This window comes from Candidatus Kryptoniota bacterium, assembly GCA_036567965.1.
Classification (GTDB): Bacteria; Bacteroidota; Ignavibacteria; order Kryptoniales; family JAKASW01; genus JAKASW01.
The window spans coordinates 172072-193702 of record DATCTN010000021.1 but is presented as its reverse complement, the minus strand read 5'-3'; the positions used below and the strand labels follow the sequence as shown (position 1 = coordinate 193702).

The following is a 21631-nucleotide window of genomic DNA, read 5'->3' as shown; positions in this document are numbered from 1 at the left end:
TCAACCCGCAAAGAACGCCAGGAGCCTACCGGAACATCGGGTGGCGCAACTTGTACCGTTCGACAGATCAGACTATCTGGTCTCAGCGGGACTTGCGTCGGCGTCATTTTGCGTTTACCTCTTCACCATGTCGCGAAGCGTTCCGCCAATCGACGGCGGAGAGCTGACGACTGTCCTCTGGACGTACGGGATCGCTCATCCGACCGGTTACCCACTCTTCAGTCTCCTGGGCGGGTTATTCGTTCACATTCCCCTCACAAGTGAAGTTGCGGTAAGGGCGAACCTGTTTGCAAACTTATGTACATCACTTGCCTGCGGAACCTTCTATCTCGCCTTTGTTTCTGCCCTCAACGTATTCCCGCCCACATCTCCGGACCGTGAACGGGACAGGACGAAGGTCGCTCCCGGTGACAAAGCATACAGAACGATGAGACTGCCGCGAACCGCCGCTTCGCTGACCGCCGCGTTAGCACTGGCATTCTCACGGACTTTCTGGGATCAGAGTAATTCTGTCGAAGTCTACCCACTCCAGTTACTTCTGTTTGGGTTGGTCATTCTCTCCTGGACGCGATTCTACTCCGCGCCGTCGAGACGAAAAGCATTCATTTCGGGCCTCGCACTCGGAATTGGATTTACAAATCACATGACGACCGTACTGACGGTACCTGCACTCTTGTTTCTGGTATACCTCACCTACAGGGACAGGTTGTTCGACAAGTCCTTAATCCTGCCCGTGATCTATGGAGGACTTATCGCTTCGGCTTTATATCTTTATCTTCCGCTCAGAGCTTCGCAGTCTCCACTGATGAATTGGGGAGACCCTGAAACTGTCAAGAGATTCATCTGGCACGTATCAGGCAAACAATTTCGGGTTTGGATGTTCAGCTCGACCGACGTGTTCCAGAAACAGCTGGGGGTGTTCTTCACGAGCATTTACCCTGAATTCAGACTGACATTAATACTAATCCTGGTCGGGATAATCGTCTCCCTTAGATTATACAGAAGGTTGTTCTGGTTTTGCGTTCTCCTTCTCGCGGGGGATATACTTTACGCGGCCAACTACAATATTCATGATATAGCAAGCTACTTCTTGCTCGCGTACGTCGCACTCGCACTTTTTGCAGCAGTAGGAGTGAAATGGGCAGTGGAGCAAGTTGCAAGACTGAATGTCGGATACCTTTTTGTTTTCGCCTGCTTGGCAATCTTCCCGCTCTTCGCGGCATATTCGAACTTCGCCGATGTCGACGAAAGTAAGGATTACTCGGTTGAAAAGTACACACGTGATATATTGACGAACCTCCCGCAGAATGCGGTCGTCTTATCGTTCCAGTGGGATAACTTCGTCTCGGCCTCGATATACTATCAATACGTTGACCGTATTCGTCCGGATGTCACCGTAATCGACAAAGAATTGCTGCGGAGGTCATGGTACGCAGCTGACGTCCACACACGATTCGCCTCACTTTTCCCTACTTATGACCCGGCATATGATTCATATCGTGAGAATCTCAGACTTTTTGAAAACGAACTTCCTTACGACGCCGCAGCAATCGAACGGAGCTACTCGAACTTTATCAGGGAAGTTATTTCAGGTGGACTCAACAGCGGAAGACGCGTATTTGTCGGACCGGAAATGGAGGACCAATATCTGTACGGATACAAGAAGGTTCCATTTGGATTACTATTTGAACTCAGGACGGATACAGTGTATGTTCCCTTCAAGTCCGGCGGACTGGACGGATTTTTGGCGAGCAAGACGGTTGAGACCGACTATTCAAAACAGATCCTGGGATTCTATACACGAATGTTCTATATGCGGGCGGTCTATGAATTTGCACACAGCAACATCCCGGAAACACGATCGTGGTTGGACAAAACACTCGAGGTGGATCCGTCTTTCCAGTCCGCTGTCGCAGCAGAACAACAACTTTCTCAAAGGCAGTACGGCAAATGAGTTTTGAAGGCCTGCTGGGAATTTTCATACTGCTCTACATAATTGAACTGGGTTTCTATTCCTACGCCGCGAATATATCCAGACGAAGCTCAAGATCGATTCGAAATCTCAGCACGCTTCCGCGCGTATCGGTGGTAATAGCCGCAAAAGATGAGGAGGTGAATTTACCTGCTTGCTTGAAATCTGTTGTCGAGCTCGATTATCCCGCCGACCTGCTGGAAGTAATTGTGGTGAATGATGACTCGTCTGACTCCACGCCTGCCGTCATTGATGGATATTCTCGAATAACCAATACGGTGAGGAGAGTCGACGCGGTAGAGACAAAGACTCTCAAAGGAAAAGCAAACGCACTGTCTCAAGGAATCGCCAATGCAAGCGGCGAATTTATTTTTCTTACGGACGCCGACTGCATCGTGCCAAAGGGTTGGATCAAGGAAACGCTGAAGTACTTTGATCCGGACGTCGGTATAGTAGGCGGAGTTACGCTCATAAGCCAGACGGATAAGGCCGTTTATGGAATGCAGGCGCTGGATTGGGATTTCCTGTTGACGGTGTGCGCGGGCGCCGCCACGCTCCACAAACCTATAGCGTGCCTTGGAAATAATCTCGTGGTTCGGAAGAAAGCCTATGAAGATGTGGGTGGCTACAGCAGGATTCGTTTTAGTGTAACGGAAGATTTCGCACTCTACAAAGCGATAGCGGAATCGGGAAAATGGAGATTTGCTTTCCCGATGGACCGAAACACGCTGGTGGAAACCAAACCGGTCGGGACATTGAAGGATGTTTTTTCCCAGAGAAAGCGATGGGGAACCGGAGGAAAAGACACCGGCATCTTCGGATTCCTGACACTTGGCGCCGGATTCATGCTCCACTGGGCGATCATTATATCTCCATTTGTATCGCTCGAAGCGTTTGGACTCGGCTTGATTGCAAAGATTATTCTTGACAGCGTCTTTGTTTTGCCCACGCTATCGCACTACGGAAAGATTGCTCACTTGAAATTTATACTTTATTTTGAGATTTATTATATAACATACGTTGCTATTCTTCCCTTCCTGGTTTACGTGGGGAAGGGAGTCACCTGGAAAGGACGAAACTATTAATGTCCGAATCGTCCGAGCGATTCGATTATTTTGAAGATCCGACCACATCGTTGAGCGAATTAAGAATTCCGCTGCATGTCGGGCTGTTTCTGATCACTCTTTTTACGACGACTCTAGCAGGAGTTCAGTGGGTCGGCAAGGACGCCTTCGACTTGCGCAATTTTGAGTCTGGGCTCGCATACAGCTTGTCTTTACTACTCGTCCTCGGGACACATGAATTCGGGCATTACTTCCTGGCACGTCGGCACAAGGTAAAGGCGACCCTGCCATATTTCATCCCCTTCCCGGCAATTCCGGGATTGTTGAACTTCGGAACGCTGGGCGCGGTGATCCGCACCAAGACGCCCGTGCCGTCACGCAAAGCAATGTTCGATATCGGAGTCGCCGGACCTATCGCGGGTTTTATTGTGAGCATAGCCGTACTCATTTTTGGATTCACTCACCTACCTTCACGTGAGTACCTGATTGCGATTCATCCTAACTACAATTTTGCTACGAACACTGTCCCTGGATCGGACGGTATTCCGCTGGCTTTCGGAAACACGATATTGTTCAAACTGCTCCAACTCGCATTCACAAATCCGCACAGCGAATTCGTTCCGCCGATGAGCGAGATTTACCATTACCCCTTCCTCTGTGTCGGTTGGTTCGGTCTGTTTGTAACAGCAATGAATCTCCTTCCCGTCGGGCAGCTGGATGGCGGTCACCTGATTTATGGGATGTTCGGCAAATCGCACAAGAAAATAGCCCGCATATTTTTCGCGATCATCCTTGCAATCGGATTGGCCGGACTCCTTCCACTTGCAGGAATCCAAACAGACTTCGGCTGGATTGGATGGATCCTTTGGTGCATCATCCTCTTTTTTGTCATCAAGCTCGATCACCCTCCGGTAATGGACGCATCGCCTCTAGACACCAAGAGAAAAATCATCGGATGGCTAACCATCGTTATTTTCATCGTCTCATTCTCACCTACACCTTTCGCAGTCCAATAGGGGAAATTCTTGAGAAGAACAATTTTAGTGTTTGCATTAGCTTTGATATTCTCTGCCTGTCAGAAGGCGGACAATTTAGTCATTGACAGTTCGCAGCCTATCAACGCTGAGCTGACTTCGTTTGACAGAGACAGCGTCGACATAGCCCAATACATCGGCAGCCAGTCGTTGACGATCGGCGACGATTTTGTGGTGAAGCTGAGTTCAGTCGAAGGCTTTGGCCATCTTGACGCGATGGTCCTCAATGATTCAGGCACAACGCTGGCGGATGTTTCATTTCCCACTGCAAGCGGCGACCTGGTAAGCGGAACTATAACCATATCGAGTTCAGGAGTATACGTCGGCGACCTCGCCTACACTTTCACCGCGTACAACGTCCGCGGTAATGCGGGGAATCCGACAACAAAATTTGTAAGACTATTCAATTCGAAAAACCACGCACCTGTCGTGGATTCAGTGCAAGCACCGGATTCGGTAAGTGTAGACACTCTCCTGACGGCGCTTATAGACATCTACGCGTTTGTTCACGATGCGGACGGATTAAACGACATCGTAAAGGCATATTTTAACTCGACGAGGCCCAACGGGCAGCTCTCTAACGGTAATCCTTTCATCATGTACGATGACGGAGGAGCCAGTGGAGCCGGGGGCGACGCGGACCAAGTGGCACACGACGGCATCTATACGTTGCAGATCCAGCTCCCTCCGGGCACCACGACGGGCACGTACAAATTCACATTCTTCGCCGTCGACCGGAGCGGAGTTTCGAGCTCGCCACTGTCAATTAATCTCAAGGTTTACCAATGAAGATGAGATGTTTTATTTGCATTACATTTCTTGTCGCAAATGCAAACGCGCAGCTACTCAAGGAGACATACAAGCTCGGCGGCTCGTCGAGTCTTCCTTCCAGCAATTCGGTTTCGCAGATTGTTATCGAAGGCTCAAAAGTATTCCTCGGTACTGATAAAGGGTTGAATCTGACGACGGACGGCGGGAAAACATTCCAGACCAACTTCGGACAGAACTCACCGACAGGCATCAGTGTAAACGCGGTCGCCGTAAAAGGTGATACTATAGTCGTCGCTGTCTCCACTACATTGGATCAAAGCGGGACGACTTATCCGGTTGGCAAAGGACTTTATGCGTCGACCGACAACGGAGCGACATGGACGAGTCAACCTCAAAGCCTCGACTCGCTCCGGGATTCAACTGTGGTCTTCGGCATCGACACCCTGAAGGCGCTCCCGGTGACTACTGCCGTCAACAACATTTCATACGACCTGGCATTTCACAAGGGTTTTTTGTACACCTCCAACTTTGCCGGCGGACTGAGGCGAAGTACAGATCTCGGCAAGACTTGGGAGCGCGTCGTGATTCCTCCCGACTACCTTGATTTCATAAGCGCGGACAGCAGTTACACTTTCCAACTTTCACCAGTCTCGGGCAATATCACTAGCGAAAGCAATTTGAACCACCGAGTCTTCTCCGTGTTCTCAGACGGCGACAGCGTACTATACGTCGGCACGGCAGACGGAATAAACAAGTCGACAGACAACGGTCACACATGGTACAAGTTCGATCACCAGAATCAGGCGAATCCTATCTCAGGAAATTTCGTGGTCTCTATCAACTCCCAGGGTCTTAGCGGGGTTCATCACATCTGGGCGGCGACGGTGAACGCCGAAGCGTCCGACGAAGTCCCGGCGCTGAGCTATTCGGCAGACGGAGGATTAGATTGGAAACAGATCCTCAGCGGACACTTCTTCCACGGGATGGCCTTTTACGGAGACATCGTATATGGCGTCTCAGATGACGGACTGTTCAGGACATCAGATTACGGTCACTCCAGTCAAGTGATAACAAATGTCTACGACTCGAGGACCGGTCAATCCACTCTCTCGCCCGCCTTCTACGCGGCTGCGACCTCAGGAGACACACTCTGGGCAGGTTCATCGGACGGAACTGTGAACGGAGTGGATGACGGGGTCGAGATCGATCCGGCCAGCTGGCAGGTATTCAGAGCATTTGTACCGGTCGCTGCGACTCATACTACTTACTTCTACCCAAACCCGTTCTCGCCTCATCTGGATGTCGGTAGAATACATTACAGCGTAAACAAATCGCAGAGCACAGTGACTATACGGGTTTATGATTTTGCAATGCACGTAATCTCAACCGTACTTCAGAACGCGACACGTACCACGGGAGAGCAGGACGAGCCCTGGAACGGCACTGACGACGGCGGAAAAAATGTTGATAACGGAGTTTATTTCTACAGCGTCGCTCTTGACGGCGGCAACCCGATTTGGGGTAAAATCCTGGTGGTAAGATGAAGACACTTTTCCTTGTTTTTCTAACTTGCTCAATCTCTCTCGCACAGAGTTACCCAGGGAGTTTTGCCCGCCTCGGCTTGAATGCTAAGGGAATGGCACTCGGCAACTCCATCGCGGCAATGACCGAAGGAAATGTGTATACATACTACAACCCTGCCCTGGCGTCCTTCCAGAATGGCGGAAGTGTTTCAGCATCTGTCTCTTTGCTTGACCTGGACCGGGAGCTAAACGCGCTTACTTACACCCAAAGTCTGAAGCCGACCGCGGGATTGTCACTGGGCATCCTTAACGCAACCGTATCCGATATTGATGGCCGTGATGCTGACGGAGTCCACACTTCAGACCTGTCGACGAGTGAAAACCTGTTCTTCTTCAGTTTTTCAAACAAGTTCAGCGAGGGATTCTCGCTGGGACTGAGCCTGAAGCTGTATTACTATAAACTTTACGGCGGAATAACATCGACATCGATAGGTTTCGACCTGGGCGCGGCTTACAAAGTTACTGGCGATCTTTCGATGGGCGTTGTGGTAGCCGACCTCGGGGAAGATTACCACTGGGACTCTTCGAGCCTCTACGGCACAGACGGATCAAACTTCACCACAGCCTTCCCGCACGTTGTCAAGTTAGCGGCATCTTACGCATTGCCGATAACTCCCTCCGTTCTATCGGTCGAATATGACGTTGCGCCCGCGCCGCTGAACGGCTTAAGGGTCGGCCTGGAGGTGTCTCCGTTCGAAGTGCTTGCGATAAGAGCCGGAGTATCGTCATCGAATGAACAACATGTGGGTACGCAACTGACCTGGTCTTTTGGATTCGGTGCGAAGGTATCGTTCCTTGATTTGGCCCCCGAAATAAACTACGCTTATGTAGTGGAGCCGTTTGTGCCTAATGGAATTCAGTCATTCTCTCTAATTTTCGGATTCTAAGAATCATGAGAACAACTATTTTGGCGGGCCTCTCGGTGATGTTTCTCGCTGCTGGCGCATTCGCGCAGCCGGGAACAGCAGGATTTCAAATCTTGAAACTCGGTTATTCCGCCCGGGATCTTTCGCTCGCAAACTCATCCGATGTACTTACGAAGGAACCGATTGCCGTTTTTCTGAACCCGGCCGGGTTGGCATCAGCTGGTGACCCTCAAGGGATCGGTCTGAATATTCTGCTGACGCACAGAACCTACATTGCAGGTACAACCATCGATTTGTTCGGAACAAGGTTCGAGGGCGGCGGCTTCTCTTTCGGCACAAGTCTTCTTCTCTCCACCGTCCCGGATATCGAGGTAAGGAACGTTGTCGGTGATCCCGCAGCTACGTTTAACGCGAAGGATTTCGCTTTTGCCGCGGGTATCGCTCACTCATTTGATAGGTTCGACGTCGGCATGTCTGCGACCTATCTTTATGAAAAACTTTTCATTTACGAATCCCAGGGACTGGCTTTCAACGCCGGCATGAAATACTCGATCGCTGACAACATCCAAATCGGAGTGGCGACCGGTAACATCGGCTCCGCGTCTCAGATGATCTCCCAGAGGATCACCCTTCCGCTTTTTCTGAGAGCAGGCGGAAGTTACACGACATCACTGGACGCGAATTTTGCCCTGACCGCATACGCGGGTGTTGTGACATTCAAGTCAGGCGGTATAACGCCGAGTATCGGTGCTGAGCTTGGCTATCACGATCTCATAGCATTCAGGGCGGGATACGCGTCCGGAAATGACCTTATGGGATTCGCGGTCGCAGGTGTGACGGGCTTTTCGTTCGGCGGCGGAGTACAGTACCGTTTCGTAAAGTTCGACTACTCATACGTACCGATTCAACAGGATTTCGGCAACACCCAGACATTCACCCTCTCTTTCATTCTTTGAACCGGGTACATGCTTGACGTATTGATCGTCGTAAGTTCCGATCCCCGGTACGACACTCGAAGCACCAAATTCCTGAATTCCCTTCTTGCGACAGGATTCAAATCAAGAATTGTCGGGATTTCGATCGACGGGTCCTCGGAACATACAGACCAATTAGTGCGCCTTCCAACAAGAGCACGGAGCGGCAAGAAATTCTTTTTTGATTTTTACAGGAATGTAATTCCAGAAGCGAGACGCACACAGGCAAAGCTCGTGATCGCGGGAGATCTGTTCGCTTTGCCGCCCGCTCTTGCAGCAAAAAACTCGGGCTCCCGTGCAGGTTTATCTTCCAGATTAATCTACGATTCGAAAGAACTGTACAGAGAACTCCCCAGCCTGAAAAGGAGAAGGTCGAGCTTTCTTTTTTGGGATTTCATAGAAAACCGATCGATCAGAAAAGTGGACTCGGTAATAACGGTTAACCAATCCATTTCCGAGGCTCTTGAGGCAAGGTGGCATCTTCCCACCACAGTTGTGATGAATGTTCCTGATTCCAGACCTATGCGGCCGGAAACTCCGAGATCGCTCGACAAAATTCTCCTCGCGTTCTCCGGAGGACTTCAGCCAGGTCGAGGATTGCACAATCTCGTCAGGCTCTTGACCTTCCTGCCGGAAAAATACGAACTGCGAATCATTGGAGATGGAAATCTGCGACCTGAGTTGGAGAACCAGGCGAAGATGCTGCGCCTGGGAAATCGCATCCATTTCAGCGGAAGAGTGAGAAGTTCGGAAGTCGTGAATGAATTGTCTAAATGCCACTTGGGTGTTTATCTCATGGAGAACACCGGCTTATGTCATTACCTGGCGCTCCCGAACAAACTGTTCCAGTTCATATCCGCCGCAATCCCGGTAATCGTTCCCAATTTTCCCGAGATGGACAGAATTGTAAGAACGTATTCGGTCGGGAGAACGGTTGATCCCGCCAATCTTGATGAAGCGGCAAAGACAATCGTCGAAATGACTTCACGTCGTGAAACTTACGACGGGTTTGTCGCCAATTGTGTGAACGCGTCTTCGGAATTGAACTGGCAGGTGGAGAAAGAAAAATTCCTTAGGGTAGTGAGCGGACTAATCAAGTAGTCCGAATTTTTTCCTTTTTTCCCAGAGAGTCTTACGAGTGACGCCGAGCTGCTTGGCAGCGGCCTCAAGATTGAAATTGTTCCATTCCAGAACCCGCTTCAGGTATTCGCCTTCAATCTGGTCGAACGACATTCCTCTCGGCAGATGAAGACCGTCCTCCATCCCGGGAGTCTGAGTTGCGAGGCTGGTGAGCGCGATTTCGTCGCCGTCGATATGTTCCTTCTCTGCGAATATCATCGCGCGCTCTATAACGTTGCGGAGTTCCCTCACATTTCCCGGCCAATTATGTGAAAGAAGCTTTCGCTCTGCAGAATTCGTCAAACCCTTCACGTGCTTTTTGAATTTGGCATTGAAGTCTTCGATGAATTTCCGTCCGATCAGGATGACATCCTTATCCCTGTCGCGCAGGGGCGGCACGATAAGCGACACGACATTAATGCGATAGAACAAGTCACTCCTGAATTTTCCGGCGGACACGTCGGCTTCCAGATCGGAGTTCGTAGCGGAAATGACCCTGAGGTCGACAGGAATCTCTTCGAGTCCTCCGACGCGTCTTATGCGGCGATTTTCTATGAACGACAGAAATTTTGCCTGAAGCGAGAGGTCCATGCTCGTGATTTCGTCGAGGAGAACCGTACCACCGCTCGCCACTTCCAGGAGGCCTTTCTTCGAGGTCTTCGCGTCAGTAAAAGCGCCCTTCTCGTATCCAAAGAGTTCCGCTTCGAGGAGATTGGACGGAAGCGACGCGCAGTTAATTTCCATGTATCGTTTGTCGAATATCGGACTCGTGTAGTGTATGACGCGTGCGACAAGGTTTTTGCCGACTCCGCTTTCTCCCCTCATGAGTATGACGGCTTCCGTGACTGATGAGACGCGCTTGATAAAATCCCGCATCGCTTTGATGGGCTCGCTTTCGCCAATGATACTATCGAACGAATAGCGGGACTTGAATCCGGATTTTATTTCATCGACTTCGGTGCGTAGCCGTCCGACTTCCACGGCGCGGCCGATAGCAAGTTTGAGCTCGTCAAAATTGATCGGCTTTGTGAGGTACTCGAATGCACCGGCCTTCATGGCCCTTACCGCCGTATCGACAGCCGCTTTCGCGGTCACCATGATCACCGGCATAAACCTCGACAGCCCGCGAAGCTTGTCGATCAATTCGATGCCGTCGATATCGGGCATCATCACATCGCTCACGACAACGTCGGGGTATTCGACCTTTATGGCCTCGATGAGATTTGTAGGATGATCGAAGAATTTCATGTTAAACTGCTCGTTGCGCAATCCGTACTTCACGAGCTTGATGATGTTTTCGTCATCATCCAGAAAGTAGACCACAGGTACAGCCATGTTGCCTAAATATAGTTTACGTGACTAAGATGCACAAGAGACATGGTGCTAAAAGCCGTTCAATGCTCGAGTACTTTCATTCCATGGGATTTCGAAGCGTATCCTCCACAGATTTATTGAAATAGGCACTCTCCTCAGAGGATCCCGCGTTAACACGCAGATATTTCTGCAGCATGGGATACGAAGAGACGTCCCTTACAAGAACATTGTTTTTATCCAGGAGACGGTCGAACATTTCCCGTGCCCCGAGGGGCGTAGAAAACAGGAAGAAATTCGAGTCGGAGTCGAGGGCTTCCACCCCCGCGAGCGATCTCAGTTTCGTTATCATTTCTTTTTTCTGTTTCTTGAGGAAGTCGACGCGTTCTGCAAAGAGCTCCGAGTGTTCCAGGAGCTTAACTGCCGTAAATTCAGAAAGAGGATTAACAGTAAAAGGGATCTTAACTTTTAGAATCTCAAACGCCGTCCCAGGATGCGCTGCGAGGTAGCCGATCCTCAATCCCGCAAGGCTGAATGCTTTAGAGAATGTTCTTAGCACGACAAGATTTTCATACTTGGTAACGAGATCAATTGCGCTTTTCTTTTCTGAGAATTCAATATATGCTTCATCGAGAAGGACTATCGCGGGCGTCGATTCGAGTAATCGCGCAAGGAATCCGGAAGTCACGGATTTGCCGGTCGGATTGTTCGGGGACCCGATGATGACAAGTCCATTTCCGATTTTCGAGGCAACCCGCAGGATTTCATCTTCATCAGGGGACAGATCCGCGCGCGCGTTCACCTTTACTATCCTTCCTCCAAGAATTGTGCAAATCTTCTCGAAGAGATAGAAGGTCGGCTGGGGGATCAGGACTTCGGTCCCCTCCATGACGATCGAGGTCGCGATCGTGTAGATTAGCTCGTTAGATCCGTTCGCGACGATGAAGCAATCAGGCTGTAAGTTGTGCCGCTCCGACAATTTTCGTGGAAGTTCAGACGCAAAGACTGAGGGATACCTGTTCCAACCGATTCGGAAGAACTCTTCTGTGATTTCTTTCTTCAATTTTAGCGGAATGTCGAAGGGACTTTCATTCTGGTTCAGTTTGATTTTCGCCGGATGCCCCGACACATTATAAGGGGCGAGTTGAAGTACTGTATTCCTGAAATTACTTTTTGCGTCCACTTTTCTCTCTGATCTTTATAGACATCGCATGTGCAGTAAGTCCTTCGTTTTCGGCAAATGTCTGAATCTTCTTTGAGTCGTTTTCGAATGCCGTTCTTGAATAATGGATTATGCTCGAACGTTTCACGAATGCGTCGACGCCCAGCACGGAAGAGAACCTGGCGGTCCCGCCGGTGGGAAGCACGTGGCTCGGTCCGGCGAAATAGTCGCCCACTGGTTCGGGCGAGTATTCTCCCAGGAACACAGCTCCGGCATTCCTGATTTTGTCGAGGATCTCCCAGCTATCCCTTGCGATCAATTCCAAATGTTCGGGCGCAATCTGATTTACAAGGGCTACTGCATCACTGACGGTTCGCGCGACGAACGCGGCGCCGTTCCTGCGAATAGACTCCGACGCGATTCGTCCCCGCACTAACCCTTTAAGCAGCACTTCAATGTTCCGTTTGACTTTCCTGGCGAGCCTCCCATCCGTAGTCACAAGGATCGCGGCAGCATTGACGTCATGTTCGGCCTGAGCAAGGAGATCAGCAGCGACCTCTGCCGGGTTCGCGCTCGAGTCTGCGAGTACCACGACCTCGCTCGGCCCGGCAATCATATCAATGTCCACATCTCCAAACACTTCCTTTTTAGCCGCCGTGACATAGACATTCCCCGGACCGACGATCTTATCAACTTTAGGAATCGATTCGGTTCCGTATGCAACAGCCGCAATCGCCTGCGCCCCGCCTACCGAGTACACATTTTCGAGGCCAAGAATGGCGCACGTGGCGAGAACGTTCAGGTTCACACTGCCGTCCTTATTCGGCGGAGTGATGACAATTATCTCGTCGACACCGGCGACTTGAGCAGGAACGGCATTCATAATAACGGTCGATGGATATGCGGCGGTGCCGCCGGGGACATAAACCGCTACGCGTTCGAGCGGCAGCACCCGTTGACCGAGGATTGTTCCATCCTCTTTATGAATCGTCCACGACCTTTCTTTTTGATTTTCGTGAAACATGCGGACGTTTGCCGCAGCCTCTTCAAGAATCGACATTAATCGCGATCCCACTGCCGATTTAGCGCGTGTTATTTCCTCGGGCGGTATTCTAAATCTCTCGAGAGTGACTCCGTCAAATTCCTGAGTGTACTTCTTCACAGCAGCGTCCCCTGATGCCCGGACATTTCGGATGATCTCGACGACCGTCCCGCGCACACCGGCGTCAAGGATAGCATTCCTTGAGCGAATCTTCTTAAGTAGTAACTGTGCCCTTTCGGATTTGAGATCGACTATGGGGAACACACCATGAATTTTCATATAACTCAATTTATGCGAGGCCGCAGTAGTTTCCAACGTTTTTCCCCCACCAGCCTTAGGCCTACGTCTATACCTTGAGCTGGCCTAGAACAGCATCTCAAGAGTGAGGCCGAATAGATCATGGTACATACCTGAGCTCCATTCGGGATTTTTGGCGTATGACATTTCAATAGTTGTAATGGGAAGAACCGGCAGGACAAGTTTTATGGGGAAGCGAAGAGAGAAACCGTATGAAAAACCAGTGCCCATCATAGGAACCTGCAAATGATTATAACCGTCTTCAACTCTAACGGTAGGAGCCTTGTATGTGTACCCAAGTCTGAGGGATAAGATGCCAAGTGCAGAAGCTTCTAATCCTAACCTGTACTGGTCAGTGTGTGAGACGAGATTGTCCGGGGGGCTCGAGCCTTTGAACAAATGGGAATAGTCCAGGGCTCCTGTCAGTCTGAAAAGCTCGAAGTCCGCAACCCGGTAGTTCGATGCAAACAAATAAGATCCGCCGATAGTCAATACTTCCGGCAGGATAATACCCGGATTCGGTTGGAGATTCGGACCGGAGACCGGATTCAGTGTGGCGCTTCTCAAAATATTAGAGAACGTCGCGCCGCTCGAAACAATCGCGAGGAAGAAAGTGTTATCCGCAAGAACAGTTCTGTTTTCTATTCCCACATCCACAGTGAATTTGTCCGCGTTCGATTGGTAGATTTGTGTTGCGCCGTCAGGAATCGAGGTCGAATTCGATCGCGTGTACATAACATATTTGCCGGTAATTCCCGCAGCAAAACCAAGAGGTAACCCGAATCCAATACCGAATCGAGCCACATCGGTCCGCCATCCGCCGAGGTAGGAACTCGTGTAAGCGATTCCCGCTCCCAACGGTCCGACCGGAAACGCCGTAGAGACGTCCCACGCCGCTAGTTTCCCATTTTGAAATGGATTTGACGTGGAATCGCCGAGAAAGAGTTCACTCACATCCCGCGAGAAATATTGATAATCCGAAGCGGCGTGGACGAACTGCACAAAACCAAGTTTCGCCGGATTCAATACGACAGCATGAGGATAATCGGGATCGGCAACGTAGGCTGACATCGCGGCCGCCCTGGTTGGGAGCAAATACTCATCATCAAGGAAGATGGATTGACAAAACAAGGTGCCGTTCCAGAAGAACGTAGCAAAGATGATAATAAGAAGAAAATGAAAACCGCCGCGTGCAGGGTGACCGCTCAGGAGCTCTTCATCATTAACCGTCGCAGGTTTATTTTCTGCGGGCCATTTCATTTCAAAGTCAACCTCAGGCTGTCGACTTTCTTGCCATCAGATTTCACTACAAGAAATTCAAATCCGTGGATATACACTCTTTCTCCTTGGGCGGGTATTCTTCCCAGCTCGGACAACACCATTCCGGCCACCGTAGTATAGTCTCCTTTGGGGAGTTTAATTCTCAGCCTTGTTTCGACTTCAGCGACCTCAGCACCGCCTGATATCAGATATTGTTTCCGCCCGGTCTCGAGTATCTTCTGCTCATTTGACATAATCGCAACTTCCCCGAGAAAGAGTTCCATTACATCCGACGTGGTGACAAAACCTGTCGTGCCTCCAAATTCATCGATCAAGACAGCCACATACACACGTTCGGACCGAAACTCGTCCAAGAGATCCACCACTGAAATGTTCTCAGGGACAAAAAGGACATCGTTCACAAGTTCGGATATTGAGGCGGCGTTCTTAAACAACTCTTTTGCATGGACAACGCCCACGATATTATCTATCGTGGAATCGTATACCGCCACCTTGGATTTTCCCGTCTTTTCAAATATGTCCCTCAGTTTTTCAATTCTGGTTCCGAGCTTGACAGCTACAATCTGCGTTCTTGGGACCGCGATGGTTCTCACAGGTAGATTCGCATTGGACAGAAATTTGCGAATCATTTCCGATTCAATCTTATCAAGATACCCGCTACTGACAGTTTTCCCCAGGAATCGATAGACGTCACGTTTTTGAAAAATGGCAGAATGCGGTGGAGACTTGAAAATATGTTCAGCTATAAATGAAGATACGCGGGCAGTGGAATCGACCACAGGCCGGAAGATGGAATAAAAGACTTTCACCAGCGGGAGTAAGTAACCCGCGGCAGGTTCTGCACTTCCCATGGCCGCAGTTTTCGGGATGAGCTCCCCCAGCAAAAGACCGGCAGACGTTGTCAGGAGAATCACTGCCGAAAGGCCCAGGTGCAGCTGTTCATGGAACACTCCCTCGCTTAGAGACGAGAAGATTGTGATGAACAAATTCGCCGCAACTACCACTGACGCGAAGAAGATGTTGTCATTTTGGAGAAAGAAGACGGCGGACTTTGCCGAATAGCCCTTCCCCTGTCCCACGAGAAGCGCGACTTTGTCGGAGACAACGAAAGAGGTTTCCGCTGCCGAGAAGCAGGCGACCATTATAAGCGAGAACACCAGGACCGCGTACTCCGTCAAAATGCGAACTCCTCAAATGAATATAGAAAGTCTGCGCTGCAAAGAACAATCGACGGCGAAAATTGTCTCGTGGAAGGCCGGAAAATTATCTCTCCTGTCGTACTGCGTTTCGCTCCGCTATCGAGACGAACAAAAGAATTACGGCAGCCGCCGCAACATCAATCAGGAAGTCTTTGAATTCCGGCGAACGCCCCGGAGTGAATGACTGATGAAATTCATCGCTCGCACCATAGACGGCCACAATGATGAACGCGCCAGTAATTCTGTAGGTCGATAGGAAACTGATTCTATTCTGATGCCGCAATGCCAGGTACGCAAGGAAGTAAAGGGACGCATACAAAACAATATGTGCAATCTCGTGGGCCAAAGGAAACTCAAAATGCGAAAGGGTGGAACCAGGTACCGATGAGAGAACAAATATCAGAATCATCCAAGCAAGGGCCGGCAACTGATACCTGACAAAATCAGGCAATCTTTTCAAACTCGACTATCTCCCCGCGATCAATTTTTCTGAAGGCTGCCGGGAGATCTTCGATCAGGTCAGTCGCAATCATCGGGTAGAGTCCCTTCGACTCCAGAGCAATGTCGCCGGCTACGCTGTGTAAATAGACCCCGGCGATCGCTGCGTCTACGGGGCTGAGTTTTTGACTAACCAGCGCCGCGATAATTCCTGTGAGGACATCTCCCGTACCGGCAGTTGCCATGCCGGGATTCCCGTGGACATTTATGAAAGTCCTGCCGTCCTTCGACGCGATAACCGTGGGTGATCCCTTCAGCACGAGAGTAACGTTGTTTTCTCTCGCGAAGCGGCGAGCCATCTCGACTCTGTCTCTTGAAATTTCTGATTCAGAAAATTTCGTGAGCCTGCTGAATTCACCGTGATGAGGAGTCAGGATTATTTCTCCCTGGCTGTCCTTCAGCATCTCGGGTTGGTCGGCTATTGCGTTCAGGGCGTCTGCGTCGATGATTATTGTGCCATCATGACTTCTGAGCACCTTGTGCACCAGCTGCGCAGTCTCCTGATTCTTCGAAATACCGGGTCCTATTACAAGGACGTCAGCCCAGTCAAAGTACTTCTGGATATCGAGAAGGACCGCGAGTGAAAGCGTGCCGTCACGCGTTTCGGGGAGCGGCACCGTCATGACTTCAGTGAGTTTCGTTTCAAAGATCGGATTCAAGCTGGAGGGTACGCCGAGGATCACAGCGCCGGCCCCACCGCGCATTGCAGCTTGTCCAACCATCACTCCGGCTCCGGTAAGTCCAACAGAACCTACGAGCCCAAAAACTTTTCCGACCGCGTGTTTGTGAGTCTCTGCCTTTCTGCGAGGGAGAAGATTGCGAACATCATCGCAGTTAATCATATATGTGTCGACCTTCTTGGCTCCCGGCGTGTCATCGGGCAGACCGATGTCGATAAGAAAAATTTCGCCCGCGTTTTGCTTACCGTCGTTCATAAGGAGACCGCGTTTCAGGTTTGACATGGTAGCGGTAGCCGCGGCACGCACGGAAGCTGCATAGGACGAACCATTGTTGGCACTTAACCCGCTGGGTATATCCACAGAAAGCACAGGAGTAAACGCGTTTCGCGCGAGTTCAATTGCTTTCTGGGCCGATCCACGTGGTTCGCCTGTCAGGCCGGTGCCCAGGATCGCGTCTATCACAAGGTCACAGTCGTTGAGATCCAACGACCCTGATTCTCTTTCAAATTCCAGGATCTCAATCTTCGCATGCTGGTCGGAGAGTTGCCTTAACTTGTCGAAAAACACCTTGGGGTCTCCGGTAATATCCGAAGTACTTCCGAGTACATAGACTTTCAGCGTTGCGCCCATTTGAGCCAGATAAAAAGATGCGCCGAACCCGTCCCCGCCGTTGTTGCCGGTCCCGCATAGCGTAGCGATACGTTTGCCGCGGACTTCGCCCAGCATCTTGGAGGCCACCTTGGCTACTCCAAGGCTCGCCTTGTCCATCAGCGAGACACCTGTCACCCTTCCCCCTTCGATGGCTTCCAAGTCGCAAACTTTCATCTCTTCTGCAGTCAATACTTTTTCCATACTACCTCAGTAGGCTATGTATCATAGTCAAGAGTCTCGTTGCTTTTTCATGATAATTTAACAACTCAGACACTCTAAATAATTTTAGAACAGCTTCTCGGTCAAAGATACAATGTACCCCGGTGTTATGCCAAGTTCAATAACTGCCAGAGCGGCTAATACCAGGGCAGCCGCACCGAGTCGGGAGACTCTAAAAGTGGCGATCTCTTCCGGTACTTCCTTGAAATACATGTTTACTACCACGCCCACATAAAAATAAACCGAGACGACACTTGCAAGAACGCCGACAACCGCAAGCCATGTCATGCCGGAACTAACGGCGGAAGCGAAGAGATAATATTTTCCGAAGAATCCAGCAAACGGCGGAAGGCCGGCAAGGGAAAACATGAACAGAGCCATCAGGGCCGCGATCACGGGATGCCGATTCGCCAGCCCTTCGTAATCGCTGAGTTGAAGATACTTCCCGTCCCGGCTTTCAAGGACGGACACAACGCCGAAGGCGCCAATCTGCATGAAAGTATATGCAAGCATGTAGTATAGAACGCCGGTTGTTCCCAGGTTGTTGCCAGCCGCGATCCCCACCAATGCATAACCCGCGTGCGCGATACTGGAGTACGCGAGCATCCGTTTGATATTCTGCTGGACCAATGCTATAACATTCCCAAGTATCATAGTGATTGCGGCGATATATGCGATTACAAGCTGCAGCTGCCAGGTCGGGCGGATCGAATAACTGAAAGCAACTACAAGCGCAGCGAATGCTGCCGCCTTGCTTCCGGTCGACATGAATCCCGAGATGGTTGTGGGTGATCCTTCATAGACGTCAGGTACCCACATGTGAAACGGGACAGCAGAAATCTTGAACGATAGTCCGATTAGTATGAGAGTCGCGCCACCCCACAGGAGAGAATTATTCTGGAGCGACGGGAGCCTGCCGACGATCGCTGCCAGGTTCGTCGTTCCACTAGCACCATAGACGAGGGAAATTCCGTAAAGGAAGAAGCCTGTAGAGAACGCACCTAGCAAGAAATACTTGAGCGAGGCCTCATTCGACCTGGCGTCCCGCCTATTGTATCCCGCAAGGACATACAAGCTGATTGACATCAGCTCCAGACCGAGAAAGAGGATCATCAGATCCCGCGCGCTTGCCATTAACATCATGCCGATGGTTGCGAAAATTATAAGTATGTAGTACTCACCGTGGTTGACTTCCGTCCGTTCCAGATACGGCTTCGAAAGCACTACGCTGAAGCCCGCGCTTAACAGAAACACAATTTCGAAAAAGGCAGGAAATCTTCCGGTGAAGACCATTCCGTTGAAAGCGCTTCCCTGCGCATAGAAAGTGTTCGCGGTCAAAACCGCTGTCGATATAATGCCCAGCACTGTAAGAACATAAACGATATTTGCTGATTTCTTAAAGCTCGCGTCCACAATGAGAAGGAGAAGCGAAAAGACGCTCAAGAAAATTACAGGACTTACGGAAATGAGATCGTTATAGTTAAACGCCATCAGTTACCTCTGGGATTACAGTATATCTATAAGTTTTCATTCAGCCACTCAAGTATGATTTCCATCGCCTCAGGCTTCGTGTTTAAGAGATCGATCCCCTGTGCTGCCGTCTCATCGAAAATCTTGACCGTCCTGGCGCCGCTGGTGTACTTGTCGGACAGTTCTGCCGCGTCCTTCGCGGGCTGTCCCTTGCCCGCCATGTACAAAACTTTGTGCATGGCTCTTTCGCCAGGCTTGTGGCTGAGAAATGTCAGAGCTCCCTTCAAGGAACATGAGATTGCAACCGTGGCCTTGACCTGTTCGCGGTAAGCCGCATTACCGCCGCATGCGACGTAGGCACCGAACGAAACGCCGATTGAAGCGAGTCTACCCGCATCCACGCCTTTTCTATGGGTCAACCAGGTTACCGCACCGTCGAAATCGAACGGAGCGAGCTGCGGATCGCTTAGTACGGAAGTAACGTCCTTCAGGTTTGCTGATTCGCCATGTCCTCGAACGTCGTACGCCAGGACCTTGTAGCCGGCGCTCACGAGCGCAGCCGCGAAGCTGTTCCATTGCTCCCTGCCCTTCTTGAATTCGTGGACGAGTACGACACACGGCTGCGCAACAGATTTCTTTCCGTTTTCAAAATAGAAATCACCGACGATCCTGCAATGATCAGGAGTTTCAAAAGATATACGTTCTTTCTCAATTCTCGCCATAGAACCTCCAGGCGCTGCTCCGAGTTGCAAGATAGAAACCGACAATGAAAGAGTAGGAATCCGCGGATTGGCATTCCGGAATTCCGAACTGTCTTCGTGGCAGGAATCAGCCTTGGAGGTGGCGTGACTATCTGCGACCGCAGAAAGCATCACCGTGCAATGCATAATATTATTCCGGTGCCTATCACTGCGTAACGGCGAGCGCTCCTACTTTTACCTTCGTCAAGGTATCAACCAACGCTCTGACCGCCAGTTCGCTCTTGGATAAGAACGTAATAGGGTGCACACCAATCCATACTATGAACAGCACCAGGACCGCGAGCACTGCGGCCTCACGAAGGTTCAGATCCTTCATAAGTTCATTCTCCGGAACGTCAATCTTCTTGAAGAAGACCCGCTGATACATCCATAACAAATAGACCGCGGCAAGAATGACGCCGCTCGTGGCAAGGATTGCATAAGCCTGGCTTCCGAGGAAATCGCTCTTAAATGATCCTGCGAGGATAAGAAATTCACCAACGAATCCATTCAGACCGGGAAGCCCGACAGATCCGAGCATGGAAATCATGAAGAATGTAGCAAGGACCGGAACGACCTTCGCCAGGCCGCCGAAATCGCTTATCATTCTTGTGTGCCTCCTGTCGTACATCAAACCTACCAGAAGGAAAAGGGCGCCTGTCGTCAGGCCGTGGTTGACCATTTGAATTACCGAACCCTGGATTGACTCCACGGTGATCGCGAAAATTCCAAGGACCACGAATCCCAGATGCGCCACTGACGAATACGCGACAAGTTTTTTTAAATCCTTTTGGACCATCGAGACGAGGGCTCCATAGACTATGCCGATGATCGCGAGGACCGCCATGAGAGGAAGAAATTTGAACGTCGATTGCGGGAAGAGAGGAAGCGAGAACCTGAGGAGGCCATAAGTCCCCATTTTAAGGAGAACACCAGCGAGAAGCACGCTCCCTGCCATCGGGGCCTCAGTGTGCGCATCTGGAAGCCACGTGTGAAATGGAAATATGGGCACCTTTATTGCAAAACTTAGCGTGAACGCCAGGAACAACCACACCTGAATCGCCATAGGAATTGTCGGACCGATCCTGTAGAGTTGGACGAGGTCAGTTGTAAATCTTCCCCCGGGCAAAGTTCCAGCGTAATACCCCAGCCAAATGATCGCGACCAACATCAGGAGGCTTCCAAACATCGTGTACAGGATAAACTTTACAGCGGCGTATACTCTCCGCTCATGCCCCCATATTCCGATGATGAAGTACATCGGGATCAGCATTGCTTCCCAGAAAATGTAAAACAGGAAGAGATCGAGCGAAGAAAAAACTCCAAGCATTCCCACTTCGAGGAGGAGAACGAAGAAGTTGAAGCTCCGGACTCTCTTTTGAATTGAGGACCATGACGCGATCAGAGACAGCAGAGTGAGAAGTGTCGTAAGGACAATCAAGAGTAGAGAAATTCCGTCTACGCCAAGATGATACGAGACATTGAGGCTGTAGATCCATGGAACAAATTCTACGAACTGGAATCCTGCCGCCGAACCGTCAAAACGGAGGTACAACAATACCGACAGGGCGAACGTCAAGCCGGCGAAAAAGATGGCTTCAATCTTGGCAACGCGATCGCTCCGCATCATAGGAAGGATCAACGCTCCAAGGAGCGGCGTGAAAATCAAGTATGTCAGCAAATTGGAATCGAACATTT

18 protein-coding genes are annotated in these 21631 nt (G+C 50.5%); 8 read left to right on the top strand and 10 right to left on the bottom strand.

Going from position 1 to position 21631, the window contains the following annotated elements; translation table 11 throughout:
* The first annotated feature begins 40 nt into the window (after positions 1 to 40).
* The 8 genes from VIS48_09185 to VIS48_09150 are packed head-to-tail and all read left to right on the top strand — an operon-like array spanning position 41 to position 9365.
* Positions 41 to 1954 carry a DUF2723 domain-containing protein gene (locus VIS48_09185; protein HEY9166320.1) on the top strand — a complete coding sequence of 638 codons (1914 nt, stop codon included), beginning with the start codon at positions 41 to 43 and terminating at the stop codon, positions 1952 to 1954.
* Positions 1951 to 3057 carry a glycosyltransferase gene (locus VIS48_09180; GenBank protein HEY9166319.1) on the top strand — a complete coding sequence of 369 codons (1107 nt, stop codon included), beginning with the start codon at positions 1951 to 1953 and terminating at the stop codon, positions 3055 to 3057. Before VIS48_09185 ends, VIS48_09180 begins: the two co-directional genes overlap by 4 nt.
* Positions 3057 to 4052, top strand: a complete 996-nt coding sequence (locus tag VIS48_09175) for a site-2 protease family protein (GenBank protein ID HEY9166318.1) — start codon at positions 3057 to 3059, stop codon at positions 4050 to 4052. The genes VIS48_09180 and VIS48_09175 overlap by 1 nt, the downstream gene beginning before the upstream one ends.
* A 9-nt stretch (positions 4053 to 4061) precedes the next feature.
* A complete protein-coding gene (locus VIS48_09170) occupies positions 4062 to 4859 on the top strand; it encodes a hypothetical protein (protein HEY9166317.1) in 798 nt (265 codons plus the stop codon).
* Positions 4856 to 6385: a hypothetical protein gene (locus tag VIS48_09165; GenBank protein ID HEY9166316.1), complete on the top strand. Its 1530-nt coding sequence runs from the start codon at positions 4856 to 4858 to the stop codon at positions 6383 to 6385. The genes VIS48_09170 and VIS48_09165 overlap by 4 nt, the downstream gene beginning before the upstream one ends.
* A complete protein-coding gene (locus tag VIS48_09160) occupies positions 6382 to 7311 on the top strand; it encodes a hypothetical protein (GenBank protein ID HEY9166315.1) in 930 nt (309 codons plus the stop codon). The genes VIS48_09165 and VIS48_09160 overlap by 4 nt, the downstream gene beginning before the upstream one ends.
* A gap of 5 nt (positions 7312 to 7316) precedes the next feature.
* Positions 7317 to 8246, top strand: a complete 930-nt coding sequence (locus VIS48_09155) for a PorV/PorQ family protein (protein HEY9166314.1) — start codon at positions 7317 to 7319, stop codon at positions 8244 to 8246.
* Positions 8247 to 8255: 9 nt separating this feature from the next.
* A complete protein-coding gene (locus VIS48_09150; protein HEY9166313.1) occupies positions 8256 to 9365 on the top strand; it encodes a glycosyltransferase in 1110 nt (369 codons plus the stop codon).
* Here VIS48_09150 and VIS48_09145 read toward each other — a convergent pair.
* From VIS48_09145 to VIS48_09100, 10 genes are all read right to left on the bottom strand, one after another.
* On the bottom strand, positions 9354 to 10718 hold the full coding sequence (locus VIS48_09145; GenBank protein ID HEY9166312.1) for a sigma-54 dependent transcriptional regulator: 1365 nt from the start codon (positions 10716 to 10718) through the stop codon (positions 9354 to 9356). The two genes, VIS48_09150 and VIS48_09145, sit on opposite strands and share 12 nt — an antisense overlap.
* Positions 10719 to 10794: 76 nt before the next feature.
* The gene (gene hisC, locus VIS48_09140; protein ID HEY9166311.1) at positions 10795 to 11877 is read right to left on the bottom strand and encodes a histidinol-phosphate transaminase; all 1083 of its coding nucleotides are present in this window, start codon (positions 11875 to 11877) and stop codon (positions 10795 to 10797) included.
* Positions 11861 to 13213 carry a histidinol dehydrogenase gene (hisD, locus tag VIS48_09135; GenBank protein HEY9166310.1) on the bottom strand — a complete coding sequence of 451 codons (1353 nt, stop codon included), beginning with the start codon at positions 13211 to 13213 and terminating at the stop codon, positions 11861 to 11863. Before hisD ends, hisC begins: the two co-directional genes overlap by 17 nt.
* Before the next feature lie 48 nt (positions 13214 to 13261).
* Positions 13262 to 14455, bottom strand: a complete 1194-nt coding sequence (locus VIS48_09130) for a hypothetical protein (GenBank protein ID HEY9166309.1) — start codon at positions 14453 to 14455, stop codon at positions 13262 to 13264.
* Positions 14452 to 15654: a hemolysin family protein gene (locus VIS48_09125; protein HEY9166308.1), complete on the bottom strand. Its 1203-nt coding sequence runs from the start codon at positions 15652 to 15654 to the stop codon at positions 14452 to 14454. The genes VIS48_09130 and VIS48_09125 overlap by 4 nt, the downstream gene beginning before the upstream one ends.
* Before the next feature lie 85 nt (positions 15655 to 15739).
* On the bottom strand, positions 15740 to 16135 hold the full coding sequence (locus VIS48_09120; GenBank protein ID HEY9166307.1) for a VanZ family protein: 396 nt from the start codon (positions 16133 to 16135) through the stop codon (positions 15740 to 15742).
* Positions 16119 to 17705 (bottom strand): NAD(P)H-hydrate dehydratase, encoded by a 1587-nt coding sequence (locus VIS48_09115; GenBank protein HEY9166306.1) that lies wholly within the window; start codon positions 17703 to 17705, stop codon positions 16119 to 16121. Before VIS48_09115 ends, VIS48_09120 begins: the two co-directional genes overlap by 17 nt.
* 84 nt (positions 17706 to 17789) lie before the next feature.
* Positions 17790 to 19214, bottom strand: a complete 1425-nt coding sequence (locus tag VIS48_09110) for an NADH-quinone oxidoreductase subunit N (GenBank protein HEY9166305.1) — start codon at positions 19212 to 19214, stop codon at positions 17790 to 17792.
* Between the two features lie 26 nt (positions 19215 to 19240).
* Entirely contained in the window at positions 19241 to 19915 is a 675-nt protein-coding gene (locus VIS48_09105) for an alpha/beta fold hydrolase (GenBank protein ID HEY9166304.1), read from the bottom strand.
* 184 nt (positions 19916 to 20099) lie between these two features.
* Positions 20100 to 21629, bottom strand: coding sequence for an NADH-quinone oxidoreductase subunit M (locus VIS48_09100; GenBank protein HEY9166303.1), 1530 nt, complete (start codon positions 21627 to 21629; stop codon positions 20100 to 20102).
* Between the last annotated feature and the right edge of the window lie 2 nt (positions 21630 to 21631).